The organism is Geobacillus sp. FSL W8-0026 (genome assembly GCF_037966255.1).
GTDB classification, from domain to species: domain Bacteria; phylum Bacillota; class Bacilli; order Bacillales; family Anoxybacillaceae; genus Geobacillus; species Geobacillus icigianus.
Genome location: NZ_CP150194.1, coordinates 1,195,343 through 1,207,100, shown reverse-complemented (window position 1 = coordinate 1,207,100; position 11,758 = coordinate 1,195,343). Strand labels below are relative to the sequence as shown.

Annotated in this window: 15 protein-coding genes and 1 pseudogene; 5 read left to right on the top strand and 11 right to left on the bottom strand. The window is 55.9% G+C overall.

The genetic code is table 11. The features are described 5' to 3' along the window. The first annotated feature begins 118 nt into the window (after positions 1-118). Complete coding sequence (locus NST29_RS06110; protein WP_033018986.1) at positions 119-361, top strand: DUF2626 family protein; 243 nt, start codon at positions 119-121, stop codon at positions 359-361. Positions 362-664: 303 nt separating this feature from the next. Here NST29_RS06110 and NST29_RS06105 read toward each other — a convergent pair whose 3' ends face one another. After that, positions 665-1,792, bottom strand: coding sequence for an SAM-dependent methyltransferase (locus NST29_RS06105; protein ID WP_033018985.1), 1,128 nt, complete (start codon positions 1,790-1,792; stop codon positions 665-667). A 316-nt stretch (positions 1,793-2,108) separates the two neighbouring features. Then, a complete protein-coding gene (locus NST29_RS06100) occupies positions 2,109-2,741 on the bottom strand; it encodes an MBL fold metallo-hydrolase (protein ID WP_033018984.1) in 633 nt (210 codons plus the stop codon). Between the two features lie 239 nt (positions 2,742-2,980). Between NST29_RS06100 and NST29_RS06095 the strand changes: the two genes are divergently transcribed. Further along, positions 2,981-3,157, top strand: a complete 177-nt coding sequence (locus NST29_RS06095) for a DUF2759 domain-containing protein (protein WP_033018983.1) — start codon at positions 2,981-2,983, stop codon at positions 3,155-3,157. 33 nt (positions 3,158-3,190) lie between these two features. Here the strand turns inward: NST29_RS06095 and NST29_RS06090 are convergent, their stop codons facing one another. From NST29_RS06090 to NST29_RS06075, 4 genes and pseudogenes are all read right to left on the bottom strand, one after another. After that, a complete protein-coding gene (locus tag NST29_RS06090) occupies positions 3,191-4,354 on the bottom strand; it encodes a M14 family metallocarboxypeptidase (RefSeq protein WP_033018981.1) in 1,164 nt (387 codons plus the stop codon). Positions 4,355-4,451: 97 nt separating this feature from the next. Continuing rightward, complete coding sequence (locus tag NST29_RS06085) at positions 4,452-5,405, bottom strand: ROK family glucokinase (protein WP_033018980.1); 954 nt, start codon at positions 5,403-5,405, stop codon at positions 4,452-4,454. A 7-nt stretch (positions 5,406-5,412) separates the two neighbouring features. Continuing rightward, a complete protein-coding gene (locus tag NST29_RS06080; protein WP_033018979.1) occupies positions 5,413-5,625 on the bottom strand; it encodes a YqgQ family protein in 213 nt (70 codons plus the stop codon). 160 nt (positions 5,626-5,785) lie between these two features. Beyond that, positions 5,786-6,031, bottom strand: a pseudogene (locus NST29_RS06075) (spore germination protein); the annotation flags it as partial. A 49-nt stretch (positions 6,032-6,080) separates the two neighbouring features. On the opposite strand from NST29_RS06075, the gene NST29_RS06070 reads away from it, so the two are divergent. Next, entirely contained in the window at positions 6,081-6,950 is an 870-nt protein-coding gene (locus tag NST29_RS06070; RefSeq protein WP_033018977.1) for a hypothetical protein, read from the top strand. On the opposite strand, the gene NST29_RS06065 is transcribed toward NST29_RS06070, so the two are convergent. The 4 genes from NST29_RS06065 to rpmG all read right to left on the bottom strand — a co-directional run bounded on the left by NST29_RS06065 (position 6,947) and on the right by rpmG (position 9,506). Then, positions 6,947-8,107: a rhomboid family intramembrane serine protease gene (locus NST29_RS06065; RefSeq protein ID WP_033019015.1), complete on the bottom strand. Its 1,161-nt coding sequence runs from the start codon at positions 8,105-8,107 to the stop codon at positions 6,947-6,949. The two genes, NST29_RS06070 and NST29_RS06065, sit on opposite strands and share 4 nt — an antisense overlap. A gap of 256 nt (positions 8,108-8,363) precedes the next feature. Then, positions 8,364-8,543 (bottom strand): hypothetical protein, encoded by a 180-nt coding sequence (locus tag NST29_RS06060; RefSeq protein WP_033018975.1) that lies wholly within the window; start codon positions 8,541-8,543, stop codon positions 8,364-8,366. 195 nt (positions 8,544-8,738) lie between these two features. Then, positions 8,739-9,308 (bottom strand): 5-formyltetrahydrofolate cyclo-ligase, encoded by a 570-nt coding sequence (locus tag NST29_RS06055; RefSeq protein ID WP_033018974.1) that lies wholly within the window; start codon positions 9,306-9,308, stop codon positions 8,739-8,741. Between the two features lie 48 nt (positions 9,309-9,356). Next, on the bottom strand, positions 9,357-9,506 hold the full coding sequence (gene rpmG, locus NST29_RS06050; RefSeq protein WP_008879868.1) for a 50S ribosomal protein L33: 150 nt from the start codon (positions 9,504-9,506) through the stop codon (positions 9,357-9,359). A gap of 150 nt (positions 9,507-9,656) precedes the next feature. Here rpmG and NST29_RS06045 point away from each other — a divergent pair, with 150 nt between their 5' ends. Further along, positions 9,657-10,007: a sigma factor-like helix-turn-helix DNA-binding protein gene (locus tag NST29_RS06045; RefSeq protein ID WP_033018973.1), complete on the top strand. Its 351-nt coding sequence runs from the start codon at positions 9,657-9,659 to the stop codon at positions 10,005-10,007. Then, positions 10,004-10,441, top strand: a complete 438-nt coding sequence (locus tag NST29_RS06040; RefSeq protein ID WP_033018972.1) for an endolytic transglycosylase MltG — start codon at positions 10,004-10,006, stop codon at positions 10,439-10,441. Before NST29_RS06045 ends, NST29_RS06040 begins: the two co-directional genes overlap by 4 nt. 231 nt (positions 10,442-10,672) lie before the next feature. On the opposite strand, the gene pstB is transcribed toward NST29_RS06040, so the two are convergent. Then, positions 10,673-11,491, bottom strand: a complete 819-nt coding sequence (gene pstB, locus NST29_RS06035) for a phosphate ABC transporter ATP-binding protein PstB (protein ID WP_033018971.1) — start codon at positions 11,489-11,491, stop codon at positions 10,673-10,675. Positions 11,492-11,758: the final 267 nt, after the last annotated feature.

The following is an 11,758-nucleotide window of genomic DNA, read 5'->3' as shown; positions in this document are numbered from 1 at the left end:
CCGCGCCGGGCGGCGAACAGCAATTTTTGCGCCGGCGCCGGAACGCGTTATTTACATTCCGAATCATTGTACATTATAATAAGTAAGGTGGGATTGTCTAGCAAAGGAGGGAGACCGAATGGACCGCATGTTCCGCGTGCTTGCCTTTTGGACCGGCATTTTCGCCGTCATGTTTTACCTTGGCCACATGCATACGACATCGCTCCTGTTTTTTGGCCAAACGATATTTTTCTTGTTCCTCGGCTTTTTAAAACTGACCGAGAGAATGTACATTTACATTTTCGGCGCGTATTTGACGATTTTCTTCGCCGCGTTTACGTATTGGACGACCTTTATGATGGTGCCCGGCATGGGCGAATAAAAACGCGACAGGCGATGTGAGCGGAATCCCCCTGCTAGCGGACAGAACTGAATCGGTCCGCTACCACGGGGATTTTTTACTGAAAAAAATACCGCTGTGCTTTCCGGAAACGAGGAAAACGATGATGAAAAAACCGCTGAAATGGCTGAGGACATAAAAGCGCCTTTACAAAGGCGCCTTTGGAGAAGAATGAGTTAGGCAAGAACCGGCTTCTATAGAAGTTGCAATAAAGAAGTTCCGATTTTTCGTTTGATAGCGATCGATCCAGCCCCCGTTCTGCCGATCCGCCTCCCCATGCTCTTGTCAAGCGAGAAACTCCGGAGCCGCCCAAAGTTCTGAGCTGGGCAGCTTGATGCCTTTCTGCATCATGAGCACATCGAAAAAGCGGCTGATTCCGTCATCGGCGATCAGCGAGCGCATCACCCGATGCCGCCGAGTCGACGACGAAAACAACCCGGCCCCTTCCGAACGGCCCCATTCGTCCAACAACCCGACCGCTACTAAAAACCGATCTTGGCGGACGAATGCCACTTCTTCCCAACCGGCCTTCCGAGCGTATAAGCGGAGCGCATCCCAATGCACGTGGGACGTCAAATCCATCTCCCCGGGATGGCGGAGCGGATCGGGGACCAACCGGTGCCGAACATAACCGCGCAAGCTCCCTCCCCGCCGGGCCGGAGCGCGAAGCTGTTCATCCGTCCATCCGTAATCGATGGCCACCATGGCCGCGCGGCGAAAGCGCGGGCCGACTTCCGCCCAAAACTGTTTCAACGCGAGCGGCACTTCAAAGCGCTGGCCTTCAGCCAAGGAGAAGCCGCGCTCCTGCAAGTCCTCGATGATCGCCGCATCGTCGAGCGGCACCGTTTCCTCGACAAGTCGACCGTCACGGGCGGCGACGAAACACTCGTACAAAACCCCGTTCCGCTTTTCAATGACCCGGACAGGAAACGCATCGAAAAACTCATTGCAAAACACGATGCCGGAAAACGGCCCACACGCGTCGAGCCAGCCGGCCATATCGCGGTATTGCCGCACGCGGTCCGAAAGCGGCTGCAACGTTTCCTGCTGTCGCCGGCGATGGAACGGGCTTCGGTCGATGATCGTGTACGAAAGGTCTTTGTATGTAGCTGGACTTTTTCGTTTCCATGCTTGCAAAATGGCCAAGGCCAACCGCCCATCGCCTCCCCCCCATTCACAAACGGCTGGCGGCAGTCCCCCTTTCTCGACAAGCCGCAGCAAAAACGAAGCGATCGCCTCCCCGAACACGGACGCAAACGAGCTGTTCGTCAAAAAATCGCCCTCCCTGCCGATTTTCGTCCGCTCGCGCATGTAGTAGCCAAACCGTTCGTCATAAAGAGCCAACTCCATATAATCCGCATACGAAACGCGCCCATGAGGCGCCGCGGCAATTTCCTTATACAGCTCATTCATTTCCTTTTCCTTCCTTTTCGGTTGCTGTTTTCCCTATTGACATCGTAAAAACAATGGTATATCGTTTATAGTAGCAGCTTATTGATATCCCCTCCCATAATTGTGGGTAGAACATCCCCCAAAACCCTTCTTGGCGCAGCCGGGAAGGGTTTTTTGTCTTGAGGAGCAAGGCGGCCGCTAGTTTCCACCGACGGTCGCCTCTTTCCACCGCCAGCCCCGAACGAATGAGGGGAGGGAAGCACGCCGGCAGCCGGCGGCAACGCGCCGACGAACACGCTCCCGCTTTTCCGCGAGCCGGGAGAATCGCTGGATGCGGTCATGAAAAACCGTGCAAAAACGGATTCGTATCCATTTCCGCGCCAATCGTCGTCTCAGGCCCGTGCCCCGACAAAACGACCGTCTCCTCCGGCAGCGTCAGCAATTGATTATGGATGCTTTTGAGCAGCTGATGATGATCGCCGCCCGGCAAATCGGTGCGACCAATGCTCCCGGCAAACAGCGCATCGCCGGAAAAAACGATTTGCGCCGCCGGGCAATAGTACGAAACACTGCCTGGCGAATGGCCGGGCGTTTCGCGGACGTCAAAGGCAAACGGACCGATCGTTAGCGGCAGCGGCCCTTGCAAGCTGATCGGCGCGCAGCGGACCGCGATCGAGCTCCCGAAATAAAGGGAGCCGTTCAACGCTGGATCGGGCAGCCATTCCGTTTCATTTTTGTGCACATAGACGGGAATCTCCCAACGAGCGAGCACGTCCGGGATGCCGCCGATATGGTCAAAATGGGCATGCGTCAGCAAAACCGCCAGCGGAGTGAGCTGTCTTGCTTCGATGTGCCGAACGAGCGCCGCCCCTTCCGCTCCCGGATCCACAATGACGCACGAACCGTCTTCCGCCGTCAAAAGATACGCATTCGCCTGAATCGGGCCGACAGGAATGCGCGTCCACTTCATCGTCGTCCCCTCCTCGTTTCGCATGAATGAATGTCCAATTTCAATAATGGTTCACCTTGTTGATCCATCGGGCTTGATTGGAGCGATGGTATGCATGTTTTAGCTTTATTTTACTCGTTTTTTCCGCCCAAGCAAAGGAAAAAATAAAGGGGAATGGACCTCGACAAACGAAGGAAAAAAGGCTACAATAATGGAGAAGAAAAGCGTTTGTACATACTGTGCCATAAGGGGGGAAACAGATGGGTACGGTCATTATTTTCGCGCTTGTAACGCTTTTGGCTATTTATGGATTATTCCGCACATTGCGCGAAAAAAATGTACTTGGATTGTTGTTTAGCCTTGCGACTATCGCTGTATTCGGTTGGTTTACGTACAAAACGATCGTCCATCACGGAATTCCGACAGGGATGCACTGAAACGCAAGAGGCCCGGATCGCCTCTTGCGTTTTTTATGCCATTTGAAGCAGCGCGCTAAACAGTCCGAGGCTGTCGCGGTAAATCTCGTCAAATTGCGACAGCGGCAGCGGGTTGGTTCCCTCGCCGAGTTCCACCGTATAGCCGCGCCGCCGCCGCGTTTGAATGAACCAATCGCGATAACCGGCATGGCTGTCAATGTAGCGAACCGCTTGATAGCCGCTCGCGGCCGCCATCTCCTTCACGGTCGCTTCCGCTTCCGGCGGCTCGAGCCCTTCATATCCCCAGTAAATCTCCTTCCCTTGGGTATGAAACGCCACCACCATCCAAAAATCTTCTGCTTCCGTCAGCGCCGCCATCGCTTTCGCTTCCGGCTCAGTCAGCGGGGCAAACCCGGGAAAATCGCGAGGCGCCGGCGCTTTTGGCAGTTTGCGCGCCTGCTCAATTTCCCAGTTGGCGGGAAATTGGTTATTTAAGTCGACGCCGCGGATATTCGCTTTCCATTGCGAAAAATCCAACGTCCCCCCGTTGATGCGGACGGTCTCACTCCGATGCGGTTCCTCGGCCGGCGGACCGTTCAAGACGAGGTTGACCCCGTCCGGGTTGACCATCGGCACGACTGAAAGCGTGATCTTATGATAATAGTCAAGCGCGCGGCGGCCGGCAAGCTCACCATCGTGAACAAGCGCCCGCACGTACTCATCGATAAGCGCCATCACCACCGCGGATGTAATCCATTCATTGGCGTGAAATGATCCGTTTACATGCACGCGCACCGGACCGCGGCCGATCTGCAGCTCCACCAACGGCAACCCCAATACACTATGGCCGATCGTTCGCCGGCGCACAAACGGATAATGGCCAACGAGCGCGTCGATATCTTCGGTCAAGGCGGCAAAATCGTAGGGACGGATGCACTGGACGACCCGGGTCGATATTCGCTCCGGCAGCGGCGCTGCCCCATTGATGACCGCCATCGCTCCCGGCAGCCGTTGCAGCGCCTCAACAGGCAGCGACAAGCAGCGGGCGAGCGCGTCCCACTTCTCCATTGTCCGATAGCCCGGGATTTCGATCGTCTGCCCTGGCTGAAGTCCCTGCTTCTTGATGTGCGGATTGGCGTCAACGATCAGCTCAGTCGGCACCGAAAACCAGCGGCCGTATTGCTCAAATGTGTCGCCATACCATGCTTCTAGGCGCATGCCCCGTCTCCCCTTCCGACTCCTTTATTTCCAGCATATGTCGGTGGGAGCCAAAAAATGAAAACAACAGCCGGCCGTGAGCCAGCTGTTGCCATGTTTATCCCTCGATCAGCGTTTTCGCCAGCCAAGCGCCACCAATGACGCCGGCGTCATTGCCGAGCGTCGCCAAAACGACCTCCGCTCCGGCGGCGACGCGCGGGAAAGCAAATCGGCGAAAGTGGTGGGCCACGCGCTCAACGAGAATGTCACCCGCCCGCGAAACGCCGCCGCCGATCACGATTTTCTGCGGGTTGACGACGTCAGCCGCGTTCGCCAACGCCAAGCCAAGGTAGCGCATCACTTCGTCAACGACCTCAACGGCGAGCGGATCACCCGCTTTGGCGGCATCAAACACCGCCTTGGCCGAGATATCTCCGCCGTGCAGGACGCTTGGCCGCTCGGCAACGGCCAATTTTTCGCTGGCGATTCGCACGATGCCCGTCGCCGATGCGATCGTTTCCAGACAGCCGGTTTTGCCGCAATTGCAAGGCGCGCCGCCCTCCGGAATCATCGTCATGTGGCCGATCTCTCCACCGGCGCCGTTCGTCCCGCGCACGATAGCCCCGTTGGCGATGACGCCGCCGCCGACACCGGTTCCCAGTGTCACAAATAACAAATGGCGGGCGCCGCCGCCGGCTCCTTTCCACATTTCCCCAAGCGCAGCGATGTTGGCGTCGTTATCGACCGCCACCGGCAAGCCAGTCGCCGCTTCGAGCTCTTGTTTTAACGGATAATTCGTCCATCCTAAGTTAACCGTTTCATACAGCATTCCGCTTTTCTCTTCCACCGGTCCGGGCGCGCCGATGCCGATGGCCAAAAGCCGTCCGTTCCCACCGCCGGCTTGATCCTGTCTCTCGCGAAGCGAACGGACGATATCGGCGACGATGTGGGCGCCGCGCTCCGCCTTGTTCGTCGGAATTTCCCACTTGTGCACAATGTCGCCGTCCAGCGTGACGAACGCCATTTTGATGGTCGTGCCGCCAAGGTCAATGCCTGCCAACCATTGTTCCATTGTTGCCTCATCCTTTTTTCATTCGTTTTTCCCGCTCGAGCTGCGCTTCATGCCGCAAAACGAACAGCGCGGCCTGCAGTTGTTTGACATCGATCAGCTGCGATTCGTACAGCTCTTTCACTTCCTCTTCCATCAACTCTAAATCGGCGAGTCGATCGCCGACATAAATGATCGTGCCAAACTGTTTCAGGAGCTGTTGTACGTCATATACCGTTTTCATCGCTCGTTCGACTCCTTTTTCCCCTTTTAATGTAGCGGCAAACATCGGCCGCCGTCAAGACAAAAAAGGACGCAGGCGCTGTTCAAAACGCCTGCGTCACCGGTCGGGATCGCGCGGGTGAAGAATGGCCGGCCGCCGGTTTTTCAGCGGCATCGGCGAGCAGCATATCGATCCCGATCTCAATCATAAGAAGCTGGGCAAAAACCGGGATGTCGCCTAATTTCGCCTTGCCTAAAAACGGCAGCGGCTCCGGCAGCAGCCCCGTCATGAACAAATACCAACGCGGCAGCAAAAACACCGATGCCCAGACAGCCAAAAAGCGGACAAGCCGCAAATACGCGCCGACGATCGGTTTGTTCCGGTATTCCTCGGCGTGCTGCAAAGGAATTTCATACATAAATGTGCTGATTCATGCATATATTGGTGGAAATCTTGTCCGATTCTAGGAGGAGGCCATGAACAGACGGACGACGATCGCCATGGCGCTTGTGATCTTGATCGGGGCCGCCGCTTTCCTCTCTTCCGTTTGGGAGAGAAGCCGCACGGCGGAGACGATCAAATTTTTCCCGCTCGACCGTGAAGCCGTGTTCACTGAAGCGAAAACCTCTTTGACGCTCAACGAAAAAAAACAGAGCGGCCGCTATGCGCTGCGCTGGGCAACAATGTCCATTCTCAACCGCCCGGCCTATTTGCGGCAGGACGTTTCCTTGTTGTTTGTCGACGGCCGCCTAGCGGATGTATTGTCAAAGTGGCAAACGGATACCGCGGCGCTCGACATGGAAAAAACGGTGCGGACGCAGGACAGCCGGCTGTTCCAAGCCGTCTCATTCCACCACGCCGAGCTCCATAAAAACAGCGACATCACAAGCAGCCAAGCCATGTCAAGCGCCTACTTGTATGTCATCGATTCACCGTACCGCCCGCTCACCTCGTTCCGGCGGCCGAAAACAGCGGCTGAACGCGAGTGGCAACGCGTCTTAAACAAGGCAGTGAACGAGTTTTTGCGTCACAAAGCGGACGAGTTGCTCGCCCATTTTTCCTTGGCGAAGGACGACTATTACGCCCTTTATTTGCCGGAACTGGTCGCCTACACGGAGCAGCCGCTTCCCGGCCTGCCGCCTGCAAAAACGGAGGCGATGATCGGCCGGCTATGGGAAGGGCTGTACAAATCGTACATTCTCGGCATAAAAAAAGAGGATGGTTCCATCCTCTCACCGCTCGGCAGCACGATGCCGCTCATTTTGATCCGCAAAGATTACCGGCAAATTCTCGTCCTGTTCGAGGCGCAAAACGGCGATAAAATTATGCTCATCCAAGCGGCTTAACGAAACCCGACCCATAAGCCAGCCGCGGCCAACAGCACGGCGGCAGCCAACGCTCGAAACTGCCGCCCCCAAGCGGCGTGTTTCGGCAAATGGACAGCGCCAGCCGCCAAAAAACCGCCGATGAGCCCACCGATATGGCCGGCGTTGTCGATGCCGGGGACAAGCAAGCCAAAGAGCAAGTTGATGACAATTAAGCTGACGACGTTCATTCCCATCGTCCGGAAAAACAAATGCCGATACACCGTGCCAAAATAAAGAAGCGCTCCAAACAGCCCAAAAATGGCGCCAGACGCCCCAGCGGACAACGACGGCGTAAACAAAAAACTGGCCAGCGTGCCAAAAAAGCCGGCTGTGATATAAATGACCAAAAAGCGAAGCGAGCCATACAACCGTTCGACCGTCATCCCTAAATAGTACAAGGCGAACGTATTGGTCAACAAATGCAGCAATCCAATATGCAAAACCATCGGCGTCAAAAATCGCCACCATTCTCCCGCCTCAATGAGCGGGTTGAACTTGGCGCCGTAGTGAATCAATACATCCGGATTCGTGCTGCCCCCGCTCCATTCGAGAACGAGAAACATGGCGACTTGCACGATGATCAGCAGCTTCGTGAACACCGGCTTGCCATAGTCAAAGAGGCGCCGCTCTTCCTCCCGCTGGCGGCGCCATTCCGTCAGCACCTCATGTTTGAGACGTTCGGCGACGGCAAACGGATCAGCTTCTTCAGCAAGCGGTTGCGGGCGAAGCGAAACGCCGATGAGATCGCCAAGGCGCAGCAGCATCTCATCCGCGTTGCCGCTATGAATCAAAAGCGTTTCAAACCCACCATCGGCAGCGCCGGGAAGCGGCAACGGCTTGGAAACAAGAAATTCCCAATCATCCACCGGCGGATACGCCATCACATATACATTGACGACGCGGCCCCCTTTGCCGATTTTCCGCCCGTTCATTTGCCGGATCAATTGCCATGTGTATTCGATATCGAGCCGCAGCGACCGGCTCCAGTCGAAATCGGCACGCACGAGGCGGACAAGCGTCGGCCGCCGCCAATGCCCTGATTCGAGCCATATTTCATCGCCGCGTTCAGACAGGTGCGCGATGCGGTAGCCATCACGAAGCAAAAGATGAACGAGCTGCCAAAACAATACATCCATCGTTCCGATCACGTTCCCCTCTCCCTTTCTCCGACGAGGCCAAGCCCATTGAGCAGCAGGCAGCCAGCTCGCCGACCGTGAACGGGACAGACGAGCCGGCGGGAGCCGGTTGCCGGGACCAAAAATACACAACCTCCCAGCCGGCGCCAAGCCCGCCCTCTACATCCAGCTTCCACGAGTCGCGGACATGTACCCGCTGCTCGGATGGCCGCTGATTTCTACCATAATGAAAAATCGCTTCCGTTTCATCGCTGCCTCACGGGCGCATCATTTGCGACACAACCGCCCTACGCACCGTTGGAATCTGAAGCGCCCAACGAACCACCTGCTTTCGCAGTGGCGGAATGCCGAGCGCCCAATTGACCATCCGGTAGCGGTAACGGTAAGCAAGCCACCCAGCGGCAACGGCCAGCAGCGAGTACGACCATTTGTGCATTGTTGTTCCCCCTTCATCATATGAGCTGTTCGTTATTCTTTTTCCCTTTTTCTCTCGAATTATGAAACAACCCTAGCAGCGCACGAGCACAAACGTGGCGGCGAGCACCGCGCCGGCGACCGACAAGGCATTGACCGCATCATTGTCCAGCCAGCGCCGGCGGCTACAGCCGCCACTAACGCATACCACCGGCCTTCATTGCTCACACGACATAACTCCTTGTTCAGTAATGATCGCCGTCACCGGCACATCATGCGCTTCAACCGGAATACGGTCCAAAATTTGAAACGAATAAGCCAACGCCGCGGTCACCGCCGCCACCCCCGGCAAATACCGGTCGTAATACCCGCCCCCATAACCGATCCGGTAGCCGGTTTTCGTGAAACATACCCCCGGAACGAGGATGAGGTCAAGCTCATCGCGGTCGATCGCCGTGGTTTGTTCCTCGATCGGCTCGAGCAATCCAGCATACGCCTTCTCGAGCTGGGCAAACGACGCAAGGCGCCGAAACGTCATCGTTTTTGTCAGCGGGTCGCATTTTGGTACGGCAACCGTTTTCCCTTCCTGCCATGCCCGCTCGATGATCGGCGCCGTGGCCACTTCCGTTCCTCTAGCTACGGTCAAAGCCAACGTCCGCGCCCGCTGCCATGGCGGCCACTCGTACAAATAGGCGGCAATCCGCCGGTCATAAGCCCGTTTTTCCTCGAGCGGAAGCTGCCGAAGCCGGCCGAGCATCAAGCGGCGCAAGTGCTGCTTATCGATCATCGCTTTCCCTCCTAACAGAAAAAGCAGCAGGAATGACCTTCCCACTGCTTACTTCGTTTCACGGTGCAACGTTACTTTGCGATCCCGCGGGCAATATTTTTTCAGTTCCAGACGCTCCGGATTATTGCGTTTATTTTTGGACGAAATGTAATTGCGTTCGCCGCATTCGGTGCATGCCAATGTAATGTTCACGCGCATCTTTTTTCCCTCCAAACGTGCTTTATATAATCAGACCTTTCTATGATAGCATTTTTCCGCGACGATTTCCACCTCTAAATTTCATCTTTTTCAACAAGACCAGCCACAAACAAGGAGCGATATGATATAGTGAAAAGGGAGGGATGGACGATGGTAGAATACGCAATCGTCGCTTTGGCGGCCTTATCCATGGTTTTGCTCATCATTTCGGTTTTTGCCAAAGACGAATTAAAACCGCTCGAAGAACAAATCGACCAGCTGACCGTTTCACTCGCCCAAGAAACGTACCAAATCAAAAAGCGGCTGCAAATCATCGAGGAAGAGCTGCTCATCCCCGAGCGCCGGCGTCCGGCTTCGCCCCGCCGCGGCGGAGCGCTGTCGCCGACCGATCGCCGTATTTTGCTTTTGCATAAACAAGGGTTTCCGCTCGAAGACATCGCCGCGCAAACCGGCTTAACCGTTTCTGAGGTAGAGCGGGCGGTAAGGAGGCTGCAGCGATGAGAAAGCGAACGATGCGCTCGTTTGCCCTTGGCTTGCTCGCCTCGGCATCGCTCATCGGCGCCGCCTACTATTTGTCGCCCCCAACGCCGCCCACAGAGCAGGAAGTCAAGGCGTTTCTCAAGCAGCATGGGCTGATCGCCATCGCCAAAGACGAGTATGACCAGCTGCGGCGCACCGGGCGAAAAGTGGCGGCCACTCCAACGCCGAAGCCATCAGGGCAAACCGTTTATGTGTACCGCCTCGTCATTGAGAAAGGCGACACCCCAGAATCTTTTGCCAAAAAACTTGAAGCGGCGGGCGTCATTGATAGCGCCCGCTCGTTTAACGACTATTTGCAACAACGGGGGCTGGCGCGCTCGATCCGCCCCGGCACCTACACCGTGCGCAGCGATATGGATTATGCGGCGATCAGCCGCTTGATTGCCGGACCGTAAAAATCGGCGTCTTTCATCAGCACCGTCACGAAGACAACAAAGGGCTGGTCCGAAACTTGAGCGCGTTTCGGAACCAGCCTCTTTCGTTTGCGGCGGCGCGATCACGCCCTCCCTTACCAGAGCGGTGACTGCAAGGAAAAACCGGCGCCACACCGACTCCGGCCTTCCCGATCACGGCGATGACCACATGCGCCACATCGTTTCGCCTGTTTTGGCCGATAGACGTTTTTTTCAGCCGAAGCGGCCGGCAATATAATCCGCTGTCCGCGGATCGGCAGGGCGGGAAAACAAGGTCGCTGTCTCGCCGCACTCAATGACTTCGCCGTTGAGGAAAAATGCCGTGCGATCGGAAATGCGAGCCGCCTGCTGCATATTATGGGTCACAATAATAATGCTGTAGTTGGTTTTCAGTTCGTTCATCAATTCCTCAATTTTCGCAGTCGAGACCGGATCGAGCGCCGACGTCGGCTCATCCATTAAAATGACGTCCGGTTCGACCGCCAAACAGCGGGCGATGCAGAGCCGCTGCTGTTGGCCGCCCGACAAGCCGAGGGCGTTTTCATGGAGCCGGTCTTTGACTTCCTCCCAAAGCGCGGCTTGGCGCAAGCTTTTTTCAACGATTTCATCGAGCCGACGCCGATCGCGGATGCCGTGAATGCGCGGACCATAGGCAATATTGTCATAAATGGACTTAGGAAACGGATTCGGCTTCTGAAAGACCATGCCGACTTGCGCCCGCAACTGTTCAACCGGATACGAGCGATCAAAAACCGAACGGCCCCGGTAGATGACGTCCCCTTCAATTTTCGCGTTGGGCACAAGTTCAATCATGCGGTTCAACGTTTTAATATAGGTAGACTTGCCGCATCCAGACGGACCGATTAGCGCCGTGATCTCCCGTTCATAAAATGAAAGATCGATTTGTTTCAAGGCCTGATGGGCGCCGTACCATACGTTCAATCGCCCGGTTTCATATACGACCGTTTTTTTCGCCGCGTCAGCAGCCCGAACCGCCTGTTTGCGCGGTTCGATGACCGTCACTACACTCATGGGGGTCACTCCTTGTTCGATTTTCGCCGTTCTCGCAGACCTATCTTCCGCTTCCCATCGTTCATCGTACGAGCAAAAGCACCATCAGCGACGAACGGACTGATCACACACTCTCGCTTCGCCGTTGTTGTTAGCGCACACGATTGTTCCATCCTATCGATGAGTGTACAGGAGCAATATAAAGAGCGTATGGACGGTAGGTTAAGTTTTTGTAAACGTTCGACACGAAAAGCGGACGATCAGGTGACTCTACCGTCAAGACGGGCG